Raw genomic sequence first — 24,539 nt, 5'->3', positions numbered from 1 at the left:
AGCGGGTGCCGTGAAGGTAGTAACGGGTTCTACAAGTGGCAAGGGGTACGACGCCCCCAATCCGTGCGGAAGTCGCGCGGATCGCGCCGCCGGTACCTGCAAGACCCTTGCAGTGATGGACGTCACGCCAGCAGACTGCTCAACAGAACTAGAACGCGTACTAGTTCTGGAGGAGAGCCCTCTCGGAGAGGACCCGCACCCATGGCCGCCGAACCCGTGATCGTCGAAGCCGTACGCACCCCCATCGGCAAGCGCGGCGGCGCGCTAGCCAATCTGCACCCCGCCTACCTCCTGGGCGAGACCTATCGTGAACTCCTCGGCCGCACCGGCATCCCCGCCGACGCCGTCGAGCAGATCGTCGGCGGCACGGTGACCCACGCCGGCGAGCAGTCCATGAACCCCGCGCGCACGGCCTGGCTGACCATGGGACTGCCGTACGAGACTGCGGCCACGACGGTCGACTGCCAGTGCGGGTCCTCGCAGCAGGCGTCCCACATGGTCGCCAACATGGTCGCGGCGGGCGTGATCGACGTGGGCATCAGCTGCGGCGTCGAGGCGATGTCCCGGGTCCCGCTCGGCTCCGGCTCCAAGCACGGCCCCGGCAAGCCCTTCCCCGACGAGTGGAACGTCGACCTCCCCAACCAGTTCGAGGCGGCCGAGCGCATCGCCCGGCACCGGGGCCTGACCCGCGAGAACGTCGACGCGCTGGGCCTGGCCTCGCAGGAGCGGGCGGCGGGCGCCTGGGCGGAGGAACGTTTCAAGCGGGAGACCTTCGCCGTTCAGGTGCCCACGACCGAGGAGGAGCAGCACGCCGGGCAGGGCATGTGGCGGCTGGTCGACAAGGACGAGGGGCTGCGGGACACGTCCATGGACGCGCTGGCCGCACTGAAGCCGGTGATGCCGACGGCCGTCCACACGGCCGGGAACTCCTCCCAGATCTCGGACGGCGCGGCGGCGATCATGTGGGCGTCCAAGCGGATGGCTCGCGCCCTGAAGCTGAAGCCGAGGGCCCGGATCGTGGCCCAGGCCCTGGTCGGCGCGGACCCGCACTTCCACCTCGACGGCCCGATCGACGCGACCCGCGCGGTGCTGGGCAAGGCGGGCATGTCCCTGAAGGACATCGACCTGGTCGAGATCAACGAGGCCTTCGCCTCCGTGGTGCTGAGCTGGGCTCAGGTCTTCGAGCAGGACCTGGAGAAGGTCAACGTCAACGGCGGTGCGATTGCCCTGGGGCACCCGGTGGGCGCGACGGGCGCACGCCTGATCACCACCGCCCTGCACGAACTGGAGCGCGCCGACAAGGAGTTCGCGCTGATCACCATGTGCGCGGGCGGCGGGCTGGCGACCGGGACGATCATTCAGCGGCTGTAGCCGACGCCCAGGAGACGAAGGTGGTGAACGTGGCGGGTCCGACGGTGAGGATCGGGCCCGCCGGGTTCTTGCTGTCGCGGATGGCGAGGGTGGCGCAGGGGGTGTCGGCGACCTCTATGCAATTGCCGCCCTGGTCCCCGCTGTACGAGGACTTGCGCCAGGTGAGGCCGGCCAACGGCGCGCACTCGACGCACGAGCCGCCCTCGTCGCCGCTGTAGCTGGACTTACGCCAGTTGGTTTCCATAGCGGTCCTCCATCACTCGCCGAATCAGCTTCACCGAGTCCCGGAGGGACAGTGCGGCAGCCTGGAGATGATCGTAACGGAGTGAGCACTTCTTAACGGTGCCTCGGTCGGCGGTTGGATGCCCGCTGCCGCCATACCCCTCCGTGTACACGATGGCCGGGTCGTGCTCGAAGTGGTAGAGGTCGAACGAGCCTTGCAGCCCCGCGTGCGCGCCGGCCTTGAACGGCAGGATCTGGATGTTGATCAGGGGGTTGTCATCGAACCCCAGCAGGTGTGCGAGCTGCTCACGCATGACGTCCTTGTCACCGATCTCCTGAAGCAACGCACCCTCGCTGATGATTGCCCAGAAAGACGGGGGCTCCTGCTTCTCGAAGATGAGCTGGCGAGCCATACGCGCGGCAGTGCGGTCGTCGAGCCTGGCCTGGTCGAGCACGCCGAGCACAGCACGTGCATATGCCGGTGTCTGCAACAGGCCGTGAAACAGGTGCGTGTGGAAGGTGTTGATCTGAGTAGCCCTTGCCTCCAGCTCAGCCACCTGCTGAAACCAGGCCGGAAGTTGGCTTCGCATCACCAACGGGACGAGCCGTGACAGTAACCCGCCCGTCCCCAGCGCCGCGTCCACACGCTCGCTGAACTCCGGTGTCGGCAGCTTTCGCGCGGTCTCCACCTGACCGACGAGCGACCCCGTGTAGTTGACGATCTCCCCCAGTTGCCGCTGGGTCAGGCCCGCGGCCTCCCGGTACCGGCGCAGTTCGAAGCCGTAGTAGTCGAGCGGTGAGGCGCCGGGGTCGAGGCTGTTGATGTTCACCATGACAAGTCCCCTCCCGGACCTGTTGTGTTCAACCTGTAGCCCAGCGTAGTGACGCCAGGTCAGCCTCGTCCTGTGAACCTCAACTTTCCCCACACGCCCCAGTACCGCATGCAACTCACCGTCGGCGAGCACTCGGTACGCCACATCCGCCGCATCGTCCGCTCGCTGCTGCTCGAGTGGGAGGTGCCGGAACTGGCCTTCGCCGTGGAGCTGGGCGTGAGCGAGCTGGTCACCAATGTCGTACGGCATGTCCCCGACCGCCGCTGCACCGTCCTGGTGGCCCGGCAGGCCGTAGGGGTGCGGGTCGAGGTGAGCGACTCGTCCCGCCGGCTGCCCTTGGTGCCGCGGGAGGCGGACCCGGAGTCGGAGGGCGGGCGCGGGCTGGCGCTGCTGGACGCGGTGGTCGGCAAGTGGGGCGTGACCCCGTGGGCCGGGGCCGGCAAGACGGTCTGGTTCGAGGTCCGGGGCCAGGACGGCTTCCCGGCGCTCGGCGGCACGTGACCGGGAGCGGCGCGGCGGGGTGATCCGCTCCGCCGGTTGCGCGGCCGGGGCGCGAGAAGGATCACACCGGGCAGGCCGCATGACGCCGACGGAGCGGGCAGACGTACCTGCATATCCAGCCTTTAGCTGCACTCTGCATCTAACTGCATACAGGACGTAGGGGGCAGAAGTCCCCCTATGGTCGCTTTTCGGCCCGTCGCACGTCACCGTCGCCGTCCGGGTCCGTCCCTGTCCCCGTCGAAAGGTAGGCGAGCCCCGTTTTGGCGACCGCCACAGCCGTCACCCCGCTTCAGAAGACCCGCCGGGCCAGCAAGGCCGACGTCACCGTCACCGACCCCGCGCTCGTCAAGCGCGCCGTGAAGGCGGCCGCGCTCGGCAACGCGATGGAATGGTTCGACTTCGGTGTCTACAGCTACATCGCGGTCACCCTGGGCAAGGTCTTCTTCCCGTCCGGCAACCCGACCGCACAGCTGCTCTCCACGTTCGGCGCCTTCGCCGCGGCCTTCCTGGTCCGTCCGCTCGGCGGCATGCTCTTCGGCCCGCTCGGCGACCGCGTGGGCCGGCAGAAGGTGCTCGCCCTCACGATGATCATGATGGCGGCGGGCACGTTCGCGATCGGCCTGATCCCGTCGTACGCCACGATCGGGGTCGGTGCGCCGATCCTGCTGCTGGCCGCCCGCCTGGTGCAGGGCTTCTCCACCGGCGGTGAGTACGCGGGCGCGACCACGTTCATCGCCGAGTACGCGCCGGACAAGAAGCGCGGCTTCCTCGGCAGCTGGCTGGAGTTCGGCACGCTCGCCGGCTACATCGGCGGGGCGGGCCTCGTCACCGTGATGACGGCCCTCCTCTCCTCGGACGACCTCACCTCCTGGGGCTGGCGCATCCCGTTCCTGATCGCGGGTCCGATGGGCATCATCGGCCTGTACCTGCGGATGCGGCTGGAGGAGACCCCGGCGTTCGCGGCGGAGGTCGAGAAGGCGGAGGCGGCCCGGCCGAAGGTGCCGCTGCGCGAGGTGGTCGTGGGGCAGTGGAAGTCGCTGCTGCTGTGCATGGGCCTGGTGCTGGTCTTCAACGTCACCGACTACATGCTGCTGTCGTACATGCCGAGCTACCTCACGAGTGAGCTGAAGTACGACGAGACGCACGGTCTGCTGGTCGTGCTCGGTGTGATGGTCCTGATGATGATCGTCCAGCCGTTCGCGGGCGCGCTGACCGACCGTGTCGGCCGGCGCCCGGTGATCGCGGCGGGCTGCGCCGGTTTCCTGCTGCTCTCCATCCCCGCGCTGCTGCTGATCCGGCAGGGCAGCCTGGTGGCGGTGGGGCTGGGCATGGCCGCGCTGGGGCTGCTCCTGGTCTGCTTCACGGCGGCGATGCCGGCCGCGCTCCCGGCGCTGTTCCCGACCCGGGTGCGTTATGGCTCCCTGTCCATCGGCTTCAACGTGTCGGTGTCCCTGTTCGGCGGGACGACGCCGCTGGTCGTGACGGCGCTGATCGGGGCGACGGGGAACATGATGATGCCTGCGTATTACATGATGGCCGCGGCTGTGGTGGGCGGTGTCGCGGTGTGGAGGATGTCGGAGTGTGCGGGGCGGCCGCTGCCGGGGTCCGCGCGGGCGGTCGAGGGCCGGTAGGCGCCGCGGGGGCGGGGGCCGTGTTCCGGGCGCGGGTGCGTCGTGGCTGTTCGCGCCGTTCCCCGCGCCCCTGACGGGGCGCGGGGCGGTCGAGGCACCCGGCCGGTCCCGGCGGAACCGTTCTTCGGCGGGGGCCGTCTGTAGGCGCGTGATGCGTGCTCGGATACTCACGGTCGTACTCGCCCTGCTCGGCGTACAGCTCAGCTGGCTGATGGCCCCGGCCTTCGCCTGCGGCTGCGGCGCCATGGTCCCCGACCCGGCCCGCCGCATCGCCGTCTCCCACGAGCAGTCGGTCGTCCGCTGGGACGGCCGGCAGGAGCAGATCGTGATGCGGCTGACCGTGACCGGCAGTGCCGAGCACGCCGCCTGGATCATGCCGGTCCCGCACCGGGCGACCGTCCGCCTCGGCGACCCCGCCCTGTTCGACCAGCTCGCCGAGGCCGTCGCCCCGGTCCACCGTCCGCGCTACCACTTCTGGCCGCACAACGGCGACTGGCCCTTCGACGACCACGACATCGCCGCCGACGCCCCGGTGGACGGCACGGCCCCCGGCGCCGGCGTCGGCGTGGTCGGCCGCCAGCGGCTCGGCCCGTTCGACGTGGCCCGGCTGACCGCCACCGACCCGGCCGCACTGCAGGACTGGCTGCACGACCACGGCTTCTCCCTGCCGGCCCGCCTGAAGACCGCCCTGCGGCCCTACGTGGACCACCGCTGGGAGTACGTCGCCGTCCGGCTCGCCCCGGACGCGCACGGCATCCCGCTGAACGGCGCCCTCGACCCGCTCCACCTCACCTTCGCCGCCGACCGCCCCGTCTACCCGATGCGCCTGTCCCGGCTGGCCACCACCCCGCAGTCGCTGGGCCTCTACGTGCTCGCCGCGCACCGGATGGAGACCGGCGGCACAATCGGCGGCATGCGGCCCGACGTGCTGTTCGCCGGCCGGCTCGGCACCCGTCAGGGCGCCCTCGGGAAACTGGCGGACGGCACCCCGTACCTGACGGCCCTCACCCAGAGCTTCCCCGACCCCAGCCGCATCTCCGGTGACCACGAGCTGCGCCGGGCGGCCTCGGACACGCCCGTCCAGCAGGTGATCTACGAGGACGAGCTGCGCCGGGTCGCCGGGATCCCGGCCTGGGCGCTGACCGTCGGCGGTGCCCTGGCCGCGGCGGTCGCGGTCGCGGCCGTGTTCGTCGTACGACGTTCCCGCCGGCCGGTGATTCCGCCGCCTCCGGTCTCCCTCCGGCGCCGCTCGGCTGAGATCATCGAAGCGGGCACCGGTAGACACTCGGGAAAGGCAGCAGGCGCTATGAGCGGGTCGCAGCTCTGGGACGATGTCGACGACTACTTCATCAGCAACCTCTCACCGGACGACGAGGCGCTGGAGGCGGCCCTGCGGGAGAGCGAGGCCGCCGGGCTGCCGGGCATCGCGGTGACGGCCGCGCAGGGCAAGTTCCTGCAGCTGCTCGCCCAGGTGCAGGGCGCCCGGCACATCCTCGAGATCGGCACCCTCGGCGGGTACAGCACGATCTGGCTGGGCCGTGCCCTGCCCGAGGACGGCAGGCTCATCTCACTGGAGCACAACGCCAAGCACGCCGACGTCGCCACCCGCAACCTCGCCCGCGCGGGCCTGGACAAGGTCGCGGAGGTGCGGATCGGGCCGGCCCTGGAGTCGCTGCCCCAGCTCGCCGACGAGAACCCGGCCCCCTTCGACCTGGTCTTCATCGACGCGGACAAGGCCAACAACGCGCACTACGTGGAGTGGGCACTGCGGCTCACCCGGGCGGGCAGCCTGATCATCGTGGACAACGTGGTGCGCGGCGGCCGGGTGGCCGACGCCGGCAGCAGCGAGCCGGACGTGCTCGGCACCCGGGCGGCGATCGAACTGATCGCCACCCACCCGAGGCTGAGCGGCACCGCGATCCAGACGGTGGGCAGCAAGGGCCACGACGGCTTCGCGCTGGCCCGCGTGCTGGCCTGACCGCCCGGGGCGGCCCTCACAGCTCGTGGTAGAAGCCCACGTTCACGCTGCGCGGCTCGGTGCGGTCCTGGATGACGATCTCGCCGGATCCGCCGTGCGGCAGCGGCACGGTCGCGCCGTAGCCGAGGGGCTGGGCGTACTCGCCGACGCCGAGCCGCACCTCGGACGCCGGATCGGGCTGCGAGCCGCGCAGCCAGGTCAGCTGCCAGGTGCCGTCGGGGCCGCACAGGAACTCCAGGTGGACCCGGGAGACGAACAGCCAGTCCTCGGGGGTGACCAGCCGGCACACGGCCGCGTCGCGGCCGACCCGCAGCACGGCGCCGGGCTCGCTGGGCGCCTCGGCCATCGTCATGCCGGCCGTGGCACCCGTGTCCGCCCCGGAGACGGCGGCCATGGTGAGTTCGAGCACGAGCGCTCCCCCTGAAACGTTCTGGTGCGGTGGGCGGATTGCCGTACCGCCGCCGCATGATAAAACGCCCGGCGGGATCGCGTCCGGCACAATGGGGCCATGACCGAGCGAAAGCCACCAGGGGTTGCGTTCGAGTCCTGGGTGGACAAGCAGATCCGCGACGCGCAGGGGCGCGGGGAATTCGACCGGCTGCCGGGCCGGGGCGAGCCGCTGCCCGCCGACGTCGACTCCACGTACGACGAACTGTGGTGGGTCAAGAGGAAGTTGGTGCGTGAGGGGCTGGCCGTGCTGCCGCCCGCGCTCGCGCTGCGCAAGCAGGCCGAGGACGCCCTGGAGGCGGCCTACGCGGCGCCCTCGGAACGGATGGCCCGGAAGATCATCGAGGACGTGAACGTCCTCATCCGCGACATGATGTTCAAGCCTCCGCCCGGCCCCCCGCTGGGCAAGAAGCCGTACGACGTCGAGGAGGTCGTGCGCGAGTGGCGGCAGCGCAGGGCTGCCGCCGGTCGGGAGGTGCCGGGGTCAGCCGTGTAGCAGGCGTCCGGCCAGGTCCCGGTAGTCGCGCAGGGCGAGGCGCAGCTGTTCGGTGTCGGACTCGGAACCGGGTCCGCGGCCCCGCGTGTCCTCCGCGCCCTCCCAGGACGTGCGCAGGGTGCGGCGGCGCCGGGTGACGGCCTCGGTGAACCGCGCGGCGATCTCCTCCAGCGTGCGGTCGGCCTGTTCCACGGCCGTGCGTGGCTCGTCCACGAAGCCGACGGCCACCTCGCGCATCCGCTGCTCCCACCGCTCGGTCTCCTCCCGGGCCAGCAGCGGCGCACCGGTGCCGGAGGGTGCGGGCTGCTGGACGGGCGCCGTGGACGCGCCGGGTGCGGAGGGGCTGCCGGCGGCGGCCGGCCAGGCGTCCGGTGCCGGAGAGTCCGTGGTGCGGGCCTCTCGTTCGGTGGCCTCGCCGACGGCCGGCGCGCCGAGCCCGTTGTCGGGCATCCGGCTCTCGTCCGGACCCGGCCCCGGCTCCCAGCCGGGCGCCCCGGTCCCCGGGTCCGCTCCGGCGCGTGCGGCCGTCGCCGACCGGTGGCTGGCCGTGAACCCATCGTCCACCCCGGCCCCCAGCTGCTCCGTACCGGGCCGCAGCCCTTCGGCGCCGTGCCGCGCCCCGGCGTCCGTGGCCGCGTGGCCGGGCTGCTGGTGCGGGGCGTCCTCCGGGGTGCGGTCATCGCCGGTCAGCCCCTCGCGGCCGGTACCGGTGGTGCCGGTGGTGCCGGTGGTGCCGGTGGTGCCGGTGGTGCCGGAACCGGCGGCACGGCCCGTCGTACCCGTGCCGGTCGTGCCCGTCGTGCCGGGGCCGGGGGCGCGGCCCGTCGTACCCGTGCCGGTCGTGCCCGTCGTGCCGGGGCTGGGGGCGCGGCCCGTCGTTTCCGTGCCGGTCGCGCCGGGGCTCGCCCTGCCGGGCGGGGCCGGCTCGCCCGGCAGCCGTTCCTCCGCCCTGGGCTCCCTCCGCGCCCGCCGCCCCGGCGTCGCATCGCCCGGCGCCCACTCGTCCGTCTGCGCCGACTCCTGCTCCGGCACCCACTCCTCTCCCGGCATGCGGGAGTAGCGTTCCGTGGGCCGCCGGTCGCCGCCGGCGCCGCTCGTCCTGTCCGGCATGGTGCTCAGCTCTCCTTCGGTCGGCTCCGGTGCAGGGCCCACGGCGCGTGGGAGCGCGCGTGGGACCGGCTGCCGGCGGGCGTCTCGGGCCGGCCGGTGCCGTGGGCAGCACGGTGACGGCCGGACTCCGCGCTGGTCAGGTCGTCGAAGAGGGCGCGGGCCCCGAGCAGCGCCGACCGCATCTCCTCGGTCCCCGGGCCGTCCTCGCTCATCCCGCTGCCGGCGCCCGCACGGGCCACCCGGTGCACCTGGCGGTAGCCCTCGACGTGCTCGGCGTGGTGCACGGACAGCGCGGCGAGCTGCTCCTCGTAGCGCCCGCCGTCGGGGTATCCGCGCAGCGCCGCCAGCTCCCCGAGGAGCCGGTCGGCCTCGGCCACCGCCTGCCGCGGCGAGTCGACGAAGTGTTCCTGCACGGCCGTCCAGCGGTCCGCGTACTGCTCGCGCTGAGCTGCGTCGAGCGGGCGTTCCCGCAGGTCGCCGTGGCGTTCCACGCGCTCGGACAGTTCCCGTTCGGCGGCCTTGGTGTCCCCGTCGTGCAGGGCGACGGCCCGCTCGTACTCGGGTCCGAAGCGCCGCTTCAGGGCGGACCCGCCGTGCCCGGCTCGGCTGCGCAGGATCAAGGTGGCCGCCCCGGCGACCACGACCGCCGCGATCACGATAAGCAGAATGATCAGGCCTGTGGACATGCTGCCCTCCGGTCGGGCCGGCCCCGCTGGCCGGCTCTTCCTTCGGGTGACCCGGAACCCGTCCCACAAACGGCTCGCGCACCCGCCCGCGCCCGGCACCACCGGCGCCGCCGCCCCCGGATATCGGGTTGCGGAAGCTGCGGGACGCCTGCCGACAATGACCGGCATGACGTGGACGATCACCCCGGAGCCGTACGACTCACCGGCCGCCGCCGCGCTGTGGCGGGCGTACTACACGGAGGTGAGTGACCGCTGGTACCTGCTGCACCAGGGGCACCGCACCGGTCCGGACGAGCTGGAACGGCAGATCGCGGCCGACACCGGCGCGGAACTCGCCCCGCCGCACGGGCAGTTGCTCGTCGGGCGGTACGACGGGACGCCGGCCGGGTCGGCGGGTGTGCGGCTGCTGGACCCGGACACCGCCGAGCTGACCCGGGTGTTCGTGGCCGAGGGGATGCGGGGCCGGGGCGGGGCCGCGCTCCTCGTGGCCGCCGCCGAGGAGGCGGCCCGCGCCCTCGGTGCCCGGCGTATCGTCCTCGACACCCGCGGCGACCTGGTCGAGGCCCGCGCCCTGTACGCACGCCTCGGCTACACCGAGACCGGCCCGCACAACACCGACCCCTACGCCGAACACTGGTTCCGCAAGGAGCTGCCACCCGCCCCGGCCCCGGACGCGACCTCTGATCCAGCCGGATCCGTCAGCTGAGCTTGGCGGCCGTACCGGCGGCGTCGTGCGGCCGCTCGCGCTCCGCTCCGCACAGTTCGCCGGTGAGTTCGCGGACCAGCCGGGTGAGGTCGCTCGAGCAGCCGGGCCGCCACCAGTCGCCGAGGAGTTCGGCCAGCGACTCCTCGCGTGCCTCGGCGAGCCGCTCGGCGACCGCACGGCCGCTGTCGGTCAGCACCAGGTCCAGGCCTTGGCGTTCGGCGAGCCGCCGCTCCTCCACCTGGCGGGCGGCGGCCATGACCGCCTGGAGCGGCACCGGGCTGCGTTCGGCGAGCACCCCGGGTTCGACGGAGCCGTACCTGCGGATGCGCAGCAGCATCCAGCTGGCGGCGGGCAACAGGTCGTACCCGGCCCGTTCGGTGATCCGCCGGTAGACCTCGCGGCGGCCCTCACGCGTGCCGAGGAGGGAAAGGGCACGGCACACCTCGTCGTAGGAGGAGCGTTCGACCGGGTTGGGCGGGATGGTCTCGGAGGCGTCCGGCGCGGTGACCGAGCCGCGCAGCCGGTCCTCCTTGAGGAACCAGGCCAGCACGAAGCCGAGCAGGGCGACCGGTGCGGCGTACAGGAAGACGTCGGTGATGGCGGACGCGTACGCGTGCAGGGCCGCCGGGCGCAGCGCGGGCGGCAGCGTGGCGATGCCCCGCGGGTCGGCCTCCAGCGCGTCGGCGGTGGCGCCCGGCGGCAGCCGTACGCCCCGGAAGGCGTCGGCGAGTTCGCCACCGAGGCGGCTCGCGAAGACCGTGCCGAAGACGGCCACGCCGAAGGAGGCGCCGATGGAGCGGAAGAAGGTCGCGCCGGAGGTGGCGACGCCCAGGTCCTCGTACGAGACGGAGTTCTGCACGATGAGCACCAGGACCTGCATGACCAGGCCGAGTCCGAGGCCGAAGACGAAGAAGCAGGCGCTCATCTCGGCGGTCGGGCTGTGCTCGTCGAGCCGGTGCAGGAGCAGCAGTCCGAGGGTGGTGACCGCGGTGCCGGTGACCGGGAACACCTTCCAGCGGCCGGTGCGGCTGACGATCTGCCCGGACACCGTGGACGACAGCAGCAGGCCGGCGACCATCGGCAGCATGTGCACCCCGGAGAGCGTCGGCGAGATGCCCTGCACGACCTGGAGGAAGGTCGGCAGGTAGGTCATCGCGCCGAACATCGCGAAGCCGACGATGAAGCTGATGACGGCGGCCAGGGTGAAGGTGCGGATGCGGAACAGCTTGAGCGGCAGCACGGGTTCGGCGGCCCGCCGCTCGACGGCGACGAAGGCGACGGCGAGTACGGCACCGAGCACGGCGAGCCCGACGACCTGCGCCGAGCCCCAGGCCCAGGTGGTGCCGCCGAGCGAGGCGACCAGCACCAGACAGGTGGCGACGGCGGCGATCAGGAACGTCCCCAGGTAGTCGATGACGTGCCGGGCGGTGCGGCGCGGGATGTTCAGCGCGACGGCGATCACGGCCAGCGCGACCACGCCGACGGGCAGATTGACGTAGAAGACCCAGCGCCAGCTCAGCTGCTCGGTGAGCACCCCGCCGAGCAGCGGCCCGAGCACGCTGGTCGCACCGAACACGGCACCGAACAGTCCTTGGTAGCGCCCGCGGTCGCGTGGTGGCACGAGGTCGCCGACGATCGCCATGGACAGCACCATCAGCCCGCCGCCGCCCAGACCCTGCAGCGCCCGGTAGGCGATCAGCTGGGGCATGTCCTGCGCCATGCCGCACAGCGCCGATCCGATCAGGAAGATCACGATGGCCGTCTGGAAGAGCCGCTTGCGCCCGTACTGGTCGCCGAGCTTGCCCCACAGCGGGGTCGCGGCGGTCGACGCCAGCAGGTAGGCGGTGACGACCCAGGAGAGGTGCTCGAGACCGCCGAGATCGCTCACGATCGTCGGCAGCGCGGTCGAGACGATGGTCTGGTCGAGCGCGGCGAGCAGCAGCCCCAGCAGCAGCGCGCCGATCGGCACCAGCACACTTCCCGGAACGTTCTCGCCGCCGCTCAGTTCCTCCGCCGTGCCGTGCGTGTCCAGGGCCATGGAGACCTCCCGGGGCTCGGGTGCACCCCTTCCATCGTGATCGGAGTCACCACTTATGGCCTGTCGAGTCCTTCGGATGTGGAGGAGGTGTGCGCATAGTCTCTGAAGTTCGCGAGGGGAGGGCGAACACGTGAGTGATTCCGAGGGCCGCACCTGCCCGGAGTGCGGGGCGCCGAGGGGCACGGACCACAGTCCGTCGTGCGACTGCACCGAGCGGGCGGCCGAGGCGCTGCGCGAAACGCGGACGGCCGAGGCAGCGGCGGCGGAGGACTTCGATCCGCTGCGCATCCGACCGTACGTCGGCACACCGCCCGAACCGGAGACACGAAGCCCCGAAACCCCTGACCCCACCGACACACCACCCTCGGGCAGCAAGACACCGACACCGTCCGACTCGACGGGCACGAGCACAGGGCTCCGAGACACGTCCAGCTCGGCGGGCGCAGGCACAGGGGGCCGGGGTGCGTCCGGTCCCGCGGGAGCGGGCACAGAGGAGGGGGATGCGGCCTGGGACGCGCCCCTCCTCACGCCCGATGCGGACGAGCGGCGGCCCAGGCGTTCCCGGCGTTCCCGGCGCACCGCGTTGCTGGTCGCGGGAGGCGCTGCGGCGGCGGTCGTCGCGGCGGCCGGTTTCGCGCTGGTCTCCTATCACACGCCGACCCACGACCGGGCGGCCCAGGAGGTCAGGGAGCGCATCCCGGACACGGCCACCCTGGCACCCGCGTCGGCGACGGCTTCCGCACCTCCGGTCGCGCCGCGCTCATCGGCCGCCTCCCCCTCGACGCCGGCCGACCCGAGCCCGTCCCGGGTCTCCGCCTCACCGTCGCCGACTCCGACCCCGACGGCATCCGGCAGCGCGTCCGGCTCCGCCTCTCCCACCCCGTCCGCTACGGCGTCCGGCACCCCGCTCCAGACACCCGCCGCCGCGCCGGTGCTGCGCCGTGGCGACACCGGCCCGGAGGTCACCGAGCTGCAGCAGCGACTGCGGCAGCTGAATCTCTACGGCGACCGGATCGACGGCGTCTTCACCGCGCGTGTGGAAGATGCCGTACGCACCTACCAACTGGCCCGGGGCATCCTGGGCGACACCCTCGGCGAGTACGGCCCGGCAACCCGCAAATCCCTGGAAACCGAGACGACAACCCCCCAAACGCCCTGAGACACCACCAGCTGGGCGCGGGCCCCCTCAAAACACGCCCACCCCAACCCCCGAGGGGCGCGGGGAACGGCGCGACCAGCCACAACCGGCCCGCACCCGCACAACCGACCGACGGCTCACGGCAAAACGCCCCCACCGCGCCCCTCAAAACACGCCCACCCCAACCCCCGAGGGGCGCGGGGAACGGCGCGACCAGCCACAACCGGCCCGCACCCGAAGACCCGCCCCCGCCACCGCACCGGCGCCCAGCGCCCGCCGCTCAGCCGACCCGCAGACGTATCGTGCCGTCGGCCGGCCCCTCGACGCTCACCTGCGTGAGGTCGGACACGAGCACGTCCGGCCGGTGGGCGCCCGCACGCGGCCCGACCCCCACGACCCGCATCCCCGCGGCACGCCCCGCAGCGATCCCCGCACCGGAGTCCTCGAAGACGATGCAGTCGGCCGGATCGACACCCAGTTCCGCGGCGCCCTTGAGGAAACCCTCAGGGTCGGGCTTGCTCGCCCCCACCGACTCCGCGGTGACACGGACGTCGGGCAGCGGCAGCCCGGCGGCGTTCATGCGGGCCGTGGACAGGGCGACGTCCGCCGAGGTCACCAGCGCGTGCGGCAGCCCGGACAGCGCGGCGAGGAAGACGCTCGCACCGGGAACCTCGACCACGCCCTCGGTGTCGGCGGTCTCCTCGGCGAGCATGCGGGCGTTGTCGGCGAGGTTCTGCTCGACCGGCCGGCCGGGCAGGAGTACGGCCATGGACGCGTGGCCCTGTCGGCCGTGCACGACCTTCATCACCTCGTCGCCGTCGAGCCCGTGCCGCTCGGCCCAGCGCCGCCAGATGCGCTCGACCACGGCGTCCGAGTTGACGAGGGTGCCGTCCATGTCGAGCAGGAGGGCGCGGGCGGTGAGAACGGCGGGCGTGGCGGTGGCCGGCATCGGCAGCTCCAGGACACGGTGCGGGGGAACGTACGGATGAGGTCCCCCTTGAGGCCCCCCGGGGGTGTCCCGGAGAGACAAGGCGGCCCCGTCCGCCGGTCAGGGAAAACGGACGGGAGCCACTTTGTTTCTCCACGGTACAAAATAGCGCCGGGTCCCGCCACCACCCCCGTCGAGCGTTCACCCGCAGTTCAGCTCAGCCGCTCACGGCTTCCCACAGGCTCCACACACCGAGCGCCAGCATCAGCAGCGCCGCGATCTGCGTGATCAGCCGCAGCGGCACCCGCTTCATCAGGGCCTTCCCGCCCACGATGCCGAGCCCGGCGACGGCCCACAGACCGAGCACCGCACCGAGGCCGACGGAGAGCGGGTCGTCGTAGCGGGCGGCGAGGTTGGCGGTCATGATCTGGGTGAGGTCGCCGAACTCGGCGACCAGGATCAGCATGAAGCCGGTCCCCGCGACCTTCCAGAAGGACTGGTCGGCGGGCTTCTTGACCTCTTCCTCGTCCTCGTCCTTCTTCAGCAGCAGCATCGCGGCACCGCCGAGGAAGAGGACGCCGGTGAGGGCGTGCACGATCTGCTGCGGCAGCAGGGTCAGCACGCTGCCGGCGGCGACGGCGAGCACGACGTGCAGCAGGAAGGCGGCGGCGACGCCCGCGAAGACGTACGAGGCGCGGTAGCGGGTGCCGAGGACGAGGCCGGCGAGCGCGGTCTTGTCCGGCAGTTCGGCGAGGAAGATGACGCCGAAGACGAGCGCCGTCACGGTGATGCTGATCAAGGTTCCTCAATCGGTCGGGGCTGCCCCACCGAGAGTGCGGTACGTCACGCGATGACACCTCGGCACGGCAGCGCACTCGGCGCCCGTGCCGGGGGCACGGGCGTGCACTGCTTGCCGAAGGTCTCGCTGGCGGCCTCGACGGGATCGAGGGTCCGCCTCCGGGCGCCGGCTCAGGCTCGCTGAGCAGTATGTCGACGGTCCGGCGAAGAGCTACTCCCCTTCTGCGCCGCCCATCGTACGGGATGTGAAGGTTCCGCGGTCAACCTTGGCATGACATGGACGCGTCACTACATTCTCACCGAGCGCTCACCCTCCGGCAACACAGGCCCGCGAGCATTCCCTCGCCCGGGCTCCAACACCCCCACCCCACAAGGGAGTTCCTCCATGCCGAAGTTCTACGCGCGTCGACGGGTGAGCATACTCGCCGCCCTCACCGGACTCATAGCCTCCGCCGCCCTCTTCAACTCCCCCAGCGCCTCCGCGGCCCTCCCGACGCCGGTCAGCGGCGCCACCGCCCGCAGCTACCTCTCGCAGCTGACCGTGGCCACCGAGAACCGCACCGGATACAGCCGCGACCTGTTCCCGCACTGGATCACCGTCAGCGGCTCCTGCAACACCCGCGAGACGGTCCTGAAGCGGGACGGCTCGAACGTCGTCACCGATTCCTCCTGCGCCGCGACCAGCGGCAGCTGGTACTCGCCGTACGACGGTGCCACCTGGACCGCCGCGTCCGACCTCGACATCGACCACCTCGTGCCGCTGGCCGAGGCCTGGGACTCCGGGGCGGGCAAGTGGACGACCGCCCAGCGGCAGGCCTTCGCCAACGACCTCACCCGGCCGCAGCTGATCGCGGTGACCGACAACGTCAACCAGGCCAAGGGCGACCAGGACCCGGCCACGTGGGTGCCGTCCCGGTCCTCGTACCTCTGCACGTACGTACGGGCGTGGGTGCAGGTGAAGTACTACTACAACCTCTCGGTGGACTCCGCCGAGAAGAGCGCGCTGACGAACTACCTGGCCGGCTGCTGAGCCTCCGGCCCGGACCAGGGCGGCAGGGCGTGCGGCCGGATCCCGGCCGCGGGCCCGTCACGGCCGGCCGCGCAGTTCCCCGCGTCCCTGGGGAACTGCACCGGCCGGCGCCCACGCGCGCGCCCCCGCCGGTGAGGATCCTGCGCTGCTGCTCGTCAGGATGCCGGGCGGCGGCGGACCAGGAAGCCCGCCGCCGCGCCCGCCGCGAAGAGGGCGGCCACCGAGACGGCCGTCGAGAGCCAGGTCGCGCCCAGCCACTGGGCTCCGTAGTAGCCGAGGGCGACGCTGTAGGCGGCCCAGGAGAGGCCGGCCAGGGCGGACCAGGGGACGAAGTCACGGGGGCGCCGGTGCGCGGCACCGGCGCAGAAGGAGACGATCGAGCGGCCCGCCGGGGCGAAGCGGGCGAGGACGACCAGTGCGCCGCCGCCCCGGGCGAGAGCCTCGCCGAGACGTTCCTGCGCGGTGGTGAGGCGTCGCGAGCGGGCTATCGCACGGTCCAGCCGCTCGCCGCCGCGCCAGGCCAGCCGGTAGGCGACCAGGTCACCGAGGACCGACGCGGTCGCCGCGGAGAGGATCAGGGCCAGGATGTCCGGCACGTCATGCGGGACCCGGCCGGCCGCCGCGCCCGAACCGGCCGCCGCCGCCGTGGCGGCCGTGATGACCAGGACGCCGCTCGGCAGCACCGGCAGGAACACGTCGAGCAGCACGGACAGGGCCACCACGGCATAGATCCATGGCCCGGCCGCCAGCGACCCCACACTCTCCCACACGACTGCTCCCCCGTCGATCCCCCGATGACAGCCATACAGCGTACGCGGGGGGTGTGACAGGCGAGTCGCGGGGGCTCGCGTCCCGGGCCGGCCGCCCCTGCGGCGACCCGGCTCAGCGGCATTCCCCCCTCCGGACGGCAGCCCCGCTGCGGCGGTCAGCGGGTCCCCTCCCGCGCTCAGCGGCCGCTCGGGGGCCGTTCCCTCGGGGGCAGGCCGCTCGGTGGTCTGCCGTGGACCTTGCGGACCAGCATCACCAGCAGCGCGTACACGCAGACCACCGCGATGCCCGCGAAGCCCGCGATCACGTGCATCACCTCGGGGTTGAGCAGCGCCAGCCGGCTCACCTCCGGGACGCCCCTCGGACGAGGTCCATGTTCCGAGGGTCGTACCGCCGCCCCCCGGATGCCAACTCCAGGGGCCGGTCCCGAGTCGCCGCGGGCAGGGATCGGGCGCAGTATCGGGGCACGGCCGGCTCGCGGCCCGGCGTCAGGGGAAGCGGGGTGAGGCGGCGCTTGTCCAGGAGTGCGGCGCGGTGGCCGGGCAAGGCGCTGCCGACGGAACGCGCCGGCCGGCGCGGCCTGCGCGTGGCACGCCGGGTGTGGCCGTTGCTCGCGGTCTACGGCGCGGCCACCCTCCTGCACCTCGTCGTCCTGTCCGTCATGATCCCGCCGGGCGGACCCGGCCTGCGGGACCGGCTGCTCGCCTGGGACGGCCGGCTGTACACGGAGATCGCCGCCCACGGCTATCCCGACGGCTTCTCGTACGACCCCACGGGCCGGGTCGCCGGCAACAATCTCGCGTTCTTCCCGCTGTACCCGCTGCTCGTCCGCGCCGTCCACGCCGTGACCCGCCTGGACTACGACATCGCCGCGATCGTCGTCGCCAACCTGGCCCTCGTCGCCGCGCTGATCGTGGTCGACCTGCTGCTGACCGGGCTGTACGGGCGGCGTACGGCCCTCATCGCCGTCGTACTGCTGGCCGCGGCGCAGCCGATGGCTCTCGTCTTCGTCATGGGCTACAGCGAGTCGCTGTTCCTCGCCCTGTCCGCCGGGACCCTGCTGGCCGCACGGCGGCGGGCCTGGCTGACCGCGGGCGTCTCGGCGCTGCTGGCGGGCCTGACCCGGCCGGCCGGGGTGGCGGCGGTGGCGGCCCTGGCCGCCGCCGTGGCGCTGTGGCTGGCGCGGACCCGCCGAGCGGACCGGCGGCCCCTCGCCGCGGTCCTGGTGGGCTGCGCGGGGACGCCGCTCTACCTGTGGTGGGTGGGCCGCCGGGCGGGCCGGCCGGACGCCTGGTTCACGATCCAGAAGGCCGGCTGGGACACCCGCTGGGACAGCGGCGGTTCCTTCGTGCACTTCCTCGGCGAGACGCTGGCGCACGGTGAGGGGTGGGTGCCCGTCAGCACGGCGGTCCTCCTGCTCGCCCTCATCGACGCCACCGCCGTCACCTGGCGCCGGCGCACCTGGCCGCCGCTGGTCGTCTACGGCACCGGCATCCTCGTCCTGACGCTCGGGCAGAGCAGTTTCTACCACTCCAAGCTGCGCCTGGTGGTCCCTGCCGTGCTGTTCCTCGTCCCGCTCGCGCGTGCGCTCGCCCGGGCGCGCAACGGCACCGCCGCGATGGTGCTGGGCGGCGGTGCGCTGTTCGGCTGCTGGTACGGCGCGTACATGCTGACCGTCTGGCCGTACGCCATCTGACGGCGGCGTCCCCGCCCCGGGACCGGGAGGAGGACGCCGCGTCAAGCGGGTCAGGCCGTGACCGGGGCCTTCTCACCGGAGGGCTCGGTCACCGCCGCGGTGCGCCGGGTGAGGAGCCGGTCGAGGCCGAACGCGCCGGAGCCGGTGAAGACCAGCAGGAAGAACGCCCAGCAGAACAGCACCGACAGCTCGCCGCCGTTCTGGATGGGCCACAGGGCGGCCTGCTGGTGGACGTCGAAGTAGGCGTACGCCATCGAACCGGAGGCGATCAGCGCGGCGCCCCGGGTGCCGAGGCCGAGGAGCACCAGGGCGCCGGCGGCCAGCTGGATCACGGCCGCGTACCAGCCGGGCCAGGTGCCGGCCGCGACGGTGCCGCCGTCGGTGCCGGCGGCGCCGCCGAGGACGCCGAACAGGGAGGCGGCGCCGTGCACGGCGAAGAGCAGGCCGACGACGACGCGGAACAGCGCGATGACGTAGGGCTGGGCGGAGTCGAGACGAGCGGACATGAAGGGGTTTCTCCTCTTCGGTGTCGGTCGGGCCGGCCGGGGACTGTGGGGCCGGTCGTGGGGGGCGGCGGTACCGAACGGAAGCCCAGGTTAGGCACACCTAAGCAGTGCTTGCAAGTTCAACATCTGGCCATGACCGGGACCCCTCGTGACCGGGTCCGTCCCGGACGGGCCCCCGCCGGGGCCGTCCCGCGCACCCGTCACGCGGGCACACCGAAGGAACCCCCTTGCCTGGAAACGGACTTGACGGTTCAGCACATCGGCCTGTGCAGGAGGACTTGGAGCGTGCGGCACCTTGGGCCGTACGGCACCTCAGGCCACGCAAGTGCGATGTCCCTCACCGCCTCGGGGCGTTACCGCTGCTGCACCCCGCGCACGGCCTGCCCTCGCACCTCCAGCCCGCCGAGCAGCTCCGCGGTGGCTCGGGCGACGGCTTCCACCGCCTCGTCGAAGACCTCGCGGTTGTGGGCCGCCGGGGCCCGGAAGCCCGAGACCTTCCGTACGTACTGCAACGCGGCTGCGCGAATGTCCTCGTCCGTCGCCTCGTCGGGCAGCACGGGCGGGCGCAGCGTCTTGATGCTCCGGCACATGCCCCCAGTCTGGCGCAGAGGGGCCGCCCGCTGCGATGATCACGGCGAAGGCGGCCACCGGCACCCGGGGCCGACCGTCGAAAGGACAATTCCATGACGCATCCGCTCACCGTGGCCGTTCTCGGCCCCGGCGGCACCGGCGGCCTGCTCGCCGCCCTGCTCTCCCGCTCCGGCCACCGTGTCGTCTGCCTGGCCGGCGAGACCACCGCCGACACCCTGCGCCGTACCGGTATCACGGTCCGCAGCGCGCAGTTCGGCGACTTCACCGCCCCCGTGGAGGCGGACACCGAGCTGCGCGAACCGGTGGACGCCTGCCTGATCACCGTCAAGCACACCGCACTGGACGCGGCCCTGACCCGCGTACCGCCCGCCGCCCTCGGTGACGCCCTCGTCGTACCGCTGCTGAACGGAATCGAACACCCGGCCGCCCTCCGGGCCCGGCACCGCCCCGACCGGGTGGCACCGGCCGTGATCCGCGTGGAGTCCACCCGCATCGCGCCAGGGGTGATCGAACACGGCAGCCCGTTCACGGAGATCGACCTGGCCGGCGACGCCGTACCCCCGGAGCGCCTGGCGGCACTGGCCGGCCGTCTCACGGCCGCCGGCACGGCCGCCCGGGTGGTCGGGGACGAGACCGCGGCCCTGTGGGCCAAGATGGCGTTCCTCGCCCCGTTCGCCCTGCTCACCACCCGGTACGGCGTGCCGCTCGGCGTGGCCCGCACCGAGCACCGGGGAGAGCTGGAGGCGCTGGTCGCCGAGACCGCCGCGGTCAGCCGGGCCTGCGGCGCCCCCGCCGACCCGGCCCGGGCGCTGGCCCGGTACGACGCCTTCCCGCCCACGGCCAAGTCGTCCATGCAGCGTGATGCCGAGTCCGGCCGCCCGCTGGAGCTGGACGCCATCGGCGGGGCCCTGCTCCGGGCGGCCGGGCGGCACGGCGTACCGGTACCGGTGACAGCACGGCTGGTGGAGGAGCTGCGGGCCGCCGGTCACTGAGACCCGGCACTCGTTCGAATGAACCCCACCCGAACCCCGGAGCCGATCTCGCGTCACAAAATCGAACAGGCGTAGCATTGTCGCGTGGCTACGACCTATGAATTCCCCAGTGACCTCCTCGCCGGTCAGGAGGAGCTGCATCAGGTCCGGGCCGAGCTGTCGGCCCTGCTCAAACGGCTCCCCTGGTCGGTGGAACCGATGGACGGTTTCAGCGACGACAACGGCTGGCGCAAGCTGGAGCGGCCCGCGTCCCCCGGCTGGACGGAGGACGAGCAGGCCGAGGTGGAGAAGCTGCGGCGGCGCGAGCACGAACTCGCGGTCTTCGTCAGCACCCACCGTTTCTGGGCCGAGGTCGCGGCGGCGGACCGCATGGACGCCCGCACCCGGCTGAAGCACGCCCACGGGGAGGCGGCGCGGGAGGAGTGAGAAACGGGAACGGCCCCTCGGAGATGCTCCGAGGGGCCGGACCGGTGGGCGCGGACGGTTTCGAACCGCCGACATCCTGCTTGTAAGGCAGGCGCTCTACCCCTGAGCTACGCACCCGGGACAGGCCGACAGCCTACATTGCCCGACGGGCTGCACCGCAAACCGTCTTCCCCGCTTCCGTTCCCGGCATCCGTACCGGGTGCGGGAAGACGCCCCGGGCGGGAAAGTCACGGTGCGCATCGCGAACTGACCGGCCCGTGTGTTCGTCTTCAACGGGTGGGAGAATGACACCACTCAGGGCGGATTACCACGCGGGAGAGGGATGTGACGGCGACACCGGGCACGCCAGGGACACGGCCCTACCCGCAGCCGTCCGCCGCACGGCCCCGGCGCGGGGCCGCCCCGCCGCGCGGTGCCCTGCGCGACGCCCTCGTCCTGCTGACCCTGCCGGTGCTCGCCGCGCCGGTGCTCGCCGCCGCGTTCGCCGGCGGGGGCACCCGGCGGTGGTTCGGCGGGCGGGCGGAGAGCCAGCGGGCCGAGGCGCAGGCCGCGAAGGACGCCGCCGCGGCGGCCTTCTACGAACTCGACACCGCCCAGCGGGACCTGCGGATCTCCATCGAGACCATCACGGCCGTGGACGACTCCCCCGCCGCCCGGCGCGCCGTCTCCGACTTCGCCGCGCTCGGCCACCGGATCGACGAGGTCAGTCAGCGCTACATCCAGGCCGTCGACGCCCACGACCTGGACCGGGACGACCTGGAAGCCTCCATGGCCTCCCGCGCGCGGGGCGAGCTGACCGCGGCCAAGGACGAGCTGGTCCGGGTCCGGCAGGAGCTGGAACGGTTCGGCGACTCGCTCGGGCCGCTGCTCGGCAAGGCCGAGACCCAGCTCGCCCGGCTGGCGCCCGCGGTGGAGCGGGCCCGGCAGTCGCTGCTGGCCGCGAGCAACGCCCTGGACGCCGTACGGGAGAAGGGGCTGCGGGCCGACGACCTGGCCGCACGGCTGGCCGCCCTGTCACCGGAGCTGACCAAGCTGAACCAGGGCGCCGGGCAGCACGGGGTGCAGCCGACGGTGGACCGGGCCGAGCGGGTGCAGCGGGAGGCCGGGGCGATCCGCGCCGAGGCCGAGCGGCTGCCGGAGAAGGCCGCCGAGATCGACCACCGGCTGGTGTCCCTGCGGACCAGGGCACAGGCGCTGACCACCCGCGCCGGGCAGGTGGATCCGGTGCTGAGCGAGCTGCGGCGGCGGTTCTCCGCCGCCTGCTGGCAGGACCTCCAGCAAGTGCCCGACCAGGCCGCGGAGAACGTGCGGCAGGCCGAGCTGAAGCTGAGGGACGCCCAGGCGGCGCGGGAGGCCCAGCGGTGGCCGGACGCCACCTCGCTGCTGTCGACCGCACGGGCCCTGCTGAACGCCACCGACGAGGCCGTCTCGGCCGCCGGTGACCGGCTGGCCCGGCTGAACGCGGTGCAGAAGGATCCGCAGGCCGAGGTGGAGCGGACCCGCTTCGCGATCCGGGACGCCCAGCGGCTGGCCATGACGGGCCGGACGACCCCCGATCCGCGGCACGCCCGGCCGCTGGACGACGCCGTGGCCCGGCTGGAGCGGGCGATCGGCACGCTGGAGGGGCGGCACCCGGACTACTGGCACTTCCTGACCGAGACGGAAGCCGTACGGCAGGCCGTCGCGCGGGTGGTGGGGCAGATCCGCGAGGAGCGCGGCGCCGGGCACTGAGCTGCGTGTGTTGCCGGGTGGGGCCGGTCAGGCGGATATTGAAATGGACGCTTGGCCTCCGCTAGCGCCCGAGGAGGCGGACATGGCCACACACGCAGTGCACACGAGGAAAGCAGAGGAACGCCGGCGGATCCGGCTGGACGACCACCTGCCGGTCGACCACCGGCTCAACACGGTCTACCGGGTGGGCGCGGGCCTGATCGGCGCGTTCCTGGTCGTCTTCGGCATCCTCGGCCTGCTCGACCACATCGGCTTCTTCGACACCGGCGGTGACACGGTCACCGGGCTGAACACCAACGGCACGCTCAGCGTGCTGTCGATCTGCATCGGCGCGGTGCTGCTGGCCGGCATGGTGATCGGCGGCAACTTCGCCTCGACCCTGAACATGGTCCTCGGTGTGCTGTTCCTGCTGAACGGCTTCCTGTTCCTCGGCCTGCTGGACACGGCCAACAACTTCCTGGCGTTCAAGATCCAGAACGTGTTCTTCAGCTTCATCGTGGGGCTGCTGCTGATGACCTTCGGCATGTACGGCCGGGTCGGCTCGGCGCTGCCGCACGACAACCCGTACTGGCGGGCCCGCCACCCCGGACCCTCCCCGTCCGAGCAGCGGATGCTGCAGGAACGGGAAGGGCAGCGGTGGCAGGGCCCGCAGCCGGGCAGGGGTCAGGTGCGGTAGGCGTAGAACGCCGCGCTCGGGTACGAGGCGACGAGGCTGGCCACCGACCTGTTGTAGGTGTTGGTGGAGTGGTACGACACGTACGGCACGCCCCGGCGGTCCCGGTAGGTGACGATCATCGAGTGGTCCTTGGACCCGTCCCGGTTGAAGTCCATCTGCAGCACGTCGCCGAGGTCCAGCTGGTAGACGTTGGCGAGGCTGGTGGCCCGCTTCGAGGACAGGGCGAACCAGGAGAACTCGTTGACGCCGACGAAGGAGTCGGACTGGATCTCGGAGTTCCCGAACCACTTGTGGAAGTCGTACGTGTAACCCGGCACGTGCTTCCAGCCGCCCGCCTTCAGGGCCTGGCTGACGAAGTTGGTGCAGTCGCCGCCGGCGCCCTGACCGTTGAAGTCGGGGTAGGCCGGGTTGTACTTGCTCCAGTACTTCTGCGCGTACGCCACCATGGCCTGGTAGTCGTAGCCGGTCGCGGAGAAGTTCTTCGCGTTGGCCGGCGCCGGCCAGGTGGTGGCCGAGCGGGCCGCCGAGGGCGGTCCGTCGTCGGCGGTGGTCTTCACCTTGGCGACGGTGGGCTTGGCGACCTGGTTCACCGCGAGGTAGCCGTCGTCGGTGTCCCGGATGCCGGTCAGCTGCCAGGTGCCGTGCCGGTCCGCCTTGAAGGTCAGCTCGTGGTGCGCCTGGAAGCCGGTCGACTTCGGGCTCTTCGCGGTGGCCTTGTCGTAGTTCAGCGTGGTCGTCTCGGTCACCGCGACCTTGGCGTGCCGGCCCTTCACCTGGGTCGCGTCGAGCGTGACCTTGGTGCTCCCCGCGCGGTAGGTCTCGCCCAGCCGGGCCAGCCGGCTCCGGCGGTCGCGCAGCTCGTCCAGCGCGGACTTCTGCTCCTCGGTCTGCCCGCCGGACAGGCGCACGGATCCGGAGAAGCCGGACGTGTGCCGGGTGTCGGCCTTGCCCGCGCCCTCCACGAGGGCCTGCGTACGGTCGGTGAAGACCGCGTCGGCCAGCCGCTGGAAGGTTGCCTTGGTGGCCGCGTCCACCGTCGGGTCGTCGGTCACCGCCGCACCCGCGCTCCAGTTGGGCACCAGAGCCACGCCCGCGACCACAGAGGCGGCCGCGGCGGTGACTATGGCCGTGCGGCTCCGCCTACGGCTCAGTCTTCTTGATTTCAATGATGTTCCCCTCTACGCCGGTACACCTACCGGGCGAACGGCATCTTGCCACGGCTGGTGTGGCGTTTGTGAAG

The 24,539-nt window shown here is 72.5% G+C and carries 26 protein-coding genes, 1 tRNA gene and 1 pseudogene; 14 read left to right on the top strand and 14 right to left on the bottom strand.

Going from position 1 to position 24,539, the window contains the following annotated elements:
* Window positions 1–201 precede the first annotated feature (201 nt).
* The gene (locus JK359_RS03155; RefSeq protein WP_201831306.1) at window positions 202–1,371 is read left to right on the top strand and encodes a steroid 3-ketoacyl-CoA thiolase; all 1,170 of its coding nucleotides are present in this window, start codon (window positions 202–204) and stop codon (window positions 1,369–1,371) included.
* On the opposite strand, the gene JK359_RS03150 is transcribed toward JK359_RS03155, so the two are convergent.
* Both JK359_RS03150 and JK359_RS03145 read right to left on the bottom strand, forming a co-directional pair.
* Complete coding sequence (locus JK359_RS03150) at window positions 1,355–1,615, bottom strand: DUF397 domain-containing protein (RefSeq protein ID WP_201831303.1); 261 nt, start codon at window positions 1,613–1,615, stop codon at window positions 1,355–1,357. The two genes, JK359_RS03155 and JK359_RS03150, sit on opposite strands and share 17 nt — an antisense overlap.
* A complete protein-coding gene (locus tag JK359_RS03145; protein ID WP_201831302.1) occupies window positions 1,596–2,426 on the bottom strand; it encodes a helix-turn-helix domain-containing protein in 831 nt (276 codons plus the stop codon). The genes JK359_RS03150 and JK359_RS03145 overlap by 20 nt, the downstream gene beginning before the upstream one ends.
* Window positions 2,427–2,534: 108 nt before the next feature.
* Here JK359_RS03145 and JK359_RS03140 point away from each other — a divergent pair, with 108 nt between their 5' ends.
* The 4 genes and pseudogenes from JK359_RS03140 to JK359_RS03125 all read left to right on the top strand — a co-directional run bounded on the left by JK359_RS03140 (window position 2,535) and on the right by JK359_RS03125 (window position 6,536).
* Window positions 2,535–2,927 (top strand): ATP-binding protein, encoded by a 393-nt coding sequence (locus JK359_RS03140; RefSeq protein ID WP_201831685.1) that lies wholly within the window; start codon window positions 2,535–2,537, stop codon window positions 2,925–2,927.
* Window positions 2,928–3,187: 260 nt separating this feature from the next.
* A complete protein-coding gene (gene proP / locus JK359_RS03135; protein WP_201831301.1) occupies window positions 3,188–4,558 on the top strand; it encodes a glycine betaine/L-proline transporter ProP in 1,371 nt (456 codons plus the stop codon).
* Between the two features lie 151 nt (window positions 4,559–4,709).
* Window positions 4,710–5,555 (top strand): annotated as a pseudogene (locus JK359_RS40070) (DUF2330 domain-containing protein); the annotation flags it as partial.
* A 309-nt stretch (window positions 5,556–5,864) separates the two neighbouring features.
* The gene (locus JK359_RS03125) at window positions 5,865–6,536 is read left to right on the top strand and encodes an O-methyltransferase (RefSeq protein WP_201831684.1); all 672 of its coding nucleotides are present in this window, start codon (window positions 5,865–5,867) and stop codon (window positions 6,534–6,536) included.
* 16 nt (window positions 6,537–6,552) lie between these two features.
* Here the strand turns inward: JK359_RS03125 and JK359_RS03120 are convergent, their stop codons facing one another.
* A complete protein-coding gene (locus JK359_RS03120) occupies window positions 6,553–6,945 on the bottom strand; it encodes an FHA domain-containing protein (protein ID WP_201831300.1) in 393 nt (130 codons plus the stop codon).
* A gap of 99 nt (window positions 6,946–7,044) precedes the next feature.
* Between JK359_RS03120 and JK359_RS03115 the strand changes: the two genes are divergently transcribed.
* Complete coding sequence (locus JK359_RS03115; protein WP_201831298.1) at window positions 7,045–7,479, top strand: DnaJ family domain-containing protein; 435 nt, start codon at window positions 7,045–7,047, stop codon at window positions 7,477–7,479.
* Here JK359_RS03115 and JK359_RS38745 read toward each other — a convergent pair.
* Window positions 7,468–8,589: a hypothetical protein gene (locus JK359_RS38745; RefSeq protein ID WP_236677134.1), complete on the bottom strand. Its 1,122-nt coding sequence runs from the start codon at window positions 8,587–8,589 to the stop codon at window positions 7,468–7,470. The two genes, JK359_RS03115 and JK359_RS38745, sit on opposite strands and share 12 nt — an antisense overlap.
* A gap of 5 nt (window positions 8,590–8,594) precedes the next feature.
* Entirely contained in the window at window positions 8,595–9,275 is a 681-nt protein-coding gene (locus JK359_RS03105) for a hypothetical protein (RefSeq protein WP_201831296.1), read from the bottom strand.
* Window positions 9,276–9,441: 166 nt separating this feature from the next.
* Between JK359_RS03105 and JK359_RS03100 the strand changes: the two genes are divergently transcribed.
* On the top strand, window positions 9,442–9,981 hold the full coding sequence (locus JK359_RS03100; RefSeq protein ID WP_372445338.1) for a GNAT family N-acetyltransferase: 540 nt from the start codon (window positions 9,442–9,444) through the stop codon (window positions 9,979–9,981).
* On the opposite strand, the gene JK359_RS03095 is transcribed toward JK359_RS03100, so the two are convergent.
* Complete coding sequence (locus tag JK359_RS03095) at window positions 9,974–12,076, bottom strand: DHA2 family efflux MFS transporter permease subunit (protein ID WP_307787948.1); 2,103 nt, start codon at window positions 12,074–12,076, stop codon at window positions 9,974–9,976. The genes JK359_RS03100 and JK359_RS03095 overlap by 8 nt on opposite strands.
* 73 nt (window positions 12,077–12,149) lie before the next feature.
* Here JK359_RS03095 and JK359_RS03090 point away from each other — a divergent pair, with 73 nt between their 5' ends.
* Complete coding sequence (locus JK359_RS03090) at window positions 12,150–13,178, top strand: peptidoglycan-binding domain-containing protein (RefSeq protein WP_201831290.1); 1,029 nt, start codon at window positions 12,150–12,152, stop codon at window positions 13,176–13,178.
* 259 nt (window positions 13,179–13,437) lie between these two features.
* On the opposite strand, the gene JK359_RS03085 is transcribed toward JK359_RS03090, so the two are convergent.
* Complete coding sequence (locus JK359_RS03085) at window positions 13,438–14,106, bottom strand: HAD-IA family hydrolase (protein WP_201831288.1); 669 nt, start codon at window positions 14,104–14,106, stop codon at window positions 13,438–13,440.
* Window positions 14,107–14,302: 196 nt separating this feature from the next.
* Window positions 14,303–14,884, bottom strand: a complete 582-nt coding sequence (locus JK359_RS03080) for a TMEM165/GDT1 family protein (protein ID WP_201831286.1) — start codon at window positions 14,882–14,884, stop codon at window positions 14,303–14,305.
* A 384-nt stretch (window positions 14,885–15,268) separates the two neighbouring features.
* Between JK359_RS03080 and JK359_RS03075 the strand changes: the two genes are divergently transcribed.
* A complete protein-coding gene (locus JK359_RS03075; protein ID WP_201831284.1) occupies window positions 15,269–15,913 on the top strand; it encodes an HNH endonuclease family protein in 645 nt (214 codons plus the stop codon).
* A 155-nt stretch (window positions 15,914–16,068) separates the two neighbouring features.
* Here the strand turns inward: JK359_RS03075 and JK359_RS03070 are convergent, their stop codons facing one another.
* Both JK359_RS03070 and JK359_RS03065 read right to left on the bottom strand, forming a co-directional pair.
* Window positions 16,069–16,683: a DedA family protein gene (locus tag JK359_RS03070; RefSeq protein ID WP_201831282.1), complete on the bottom strand. Its 615-nt coding sequence runs from the start codon at window positions 16,681–16,683 to the stop codon at window positions 16,069–16,071.
* Between the two features lie 176 nt (window positions 16,684–16,859).
* Window positions 16,860–17,027, bottom strand: a complete 168-nt coding sequence (locus JK359_RS03065; RefSeq protein ID WP_201831280.1) for a hypothetical protein — start codon at window positions 17,025–17,027, stop codon at window positions 16,860–16,862.
* A 168-nt stretch (window positions 17,028–17,195) separates the two neighbouring features.
* Between JK359_RS03065 and JK359_RS03060 the strand changes: the two genes are divergently transcribed.
* Window positions 17,196–18,377 carry a putative hexosyltransferase gene (locus JK359_RS03060; protein WP_236677133.1) on the top strand — a complete coding sequence of 394 codons (1,182 nt, stop codon included), beginning with the start codon at window positions 17,196–17,198 and terminating at the stop codon, window positions 18,375–18,377.
* A 50-nt stretch (window positions 18,378–18,427) separates the two neighbouring features.
* On the opposite strand, the gene JK359_RS03055 is transcribed toward JK359_RS03060, so the two are convergent.
* Window positions 18,428–18,883 carry a DoxX family protein gene (locus tag JK359_RS03055; RefSeq protein WP_201831278.1) on the bottom strand — a complete coding sequence of 152 codons (456 nt, stop codon included), beginning with the start codon at window positions 18,881–18,883 and terminating at the stop codon, window positions 18,428–18,430.
* Window positions 18,884–19,236: 353 nt separating this feature from the next.
* Window positions 19,237–19,473 carry a DUF2277 domain-containing protein gene (locus JK359_RS03050; protein WP_201831276.1) on the bottom strand — a complete coding sequence of 79 codons (237 nt, stop codon included), beginning with the start codon at window positions 19,471–19,473 and terminating at the stop codon, window positions 19,237–19,239.
* 93 nt (window positions 19,474–19,566) lie between these two features.
* On the opposite strand from JK359_RS03050, the gene JK359_RS03045 reads away from it, so the two are divergent.
* Together JK359_RS03045 and JK359_RS03040 are read left to right on the top strand one after the other, a co-directional pair.
* The gene (locus JK359_RS03045) at window positions 19,567–20,466 is read left to right on the top strand and encodes a ketopantoate reductase family protein (RefSeq protein WP_201831274.1); all 900 of its coding nucleotides are present in this window, start codon (window positions 19,567–19,569) and stop codon (window positions 20,464–20,466) included.
* An 84-nt stretch (window positions 20,467–20,550) separates the two neighbouring features.
* On the top strand, window positions 20,551–20,892 hold the full coding sequence (locus tag JK359_RS03040) for a DUF8825 domain-containing protein (protein WP_201831272.1): 342 nt from the start codon (window positions 20,551–20,553) through the stop codon (window positions 20,890–20,892).
* A 45-nt stretch (window positions 20,893–20,937) separates the two neighbouring features.
* On the opposite strand, the gene JK359_RS03035 is transcribed toward JK359_RS03040, so the two are convergent.
* Window positions 20,938–21,009 (bottom strand) — tRNA-Val (locus JK359_RS03035).
* A 207-nt stretch (window positions 21,010–21,216) separates the two neighbouring features.
* Here JK359_RS03035 and JK359_RS03030 point away from each other — a divergent pair.
* Entirely contained in the window at window positions 21,217–22,623 is a 1,407-nt protein-coding gene (locus tag JK359_RS03030) for a coiled-coil domain-containing protein (protein ID WP_201831270.1), read from the top strand.
* Window positions 22,624–22,705: 82 nt separating this feature from the next.
* On the top strand, window positions 22,706–23,299 hold the full coding sequence (locus JK359_RS03025; protein WP_201831268.1) for a DUF4383 domain-containing protein: 594 nt from the start codon (window positions 22,706–22,708) through the stop codon (window positions 23,297–23,299).
* Here JK359_RS03025 and JK359_RS03020 read toward each other — a convergent pair.
* Window positions 23,287–24,387, bottom strand: coding sequence for an amidase domain-containing protein (locus JK359_RS03020; RefSeq protein WP_201831266.1), 1,101 nt, complete (start codon window positions 24,385–24,387; stop codon window positions 23,287–23,289). The genes JK359_RS03025 and JK359_RS03020 overlap by 13 nt on opposite strands.
* Window positions 24,388–24,539: the final 152 nt, after the last annotated feature.

This window comes from Streptomyces actinomycinicus (assembly GCF_016741775.1).
In the GTDB taxonomy this organism is placed as follows: Bacteria; Actinomycetota; Actinomycetes; order Streptomycetales; family Streptomycetaceae; genus Streptomyces; species Streptomyces actinomycinicus.
This window is presented reverse-complemented; position numbering and strand designations above follow the sequence as displayed.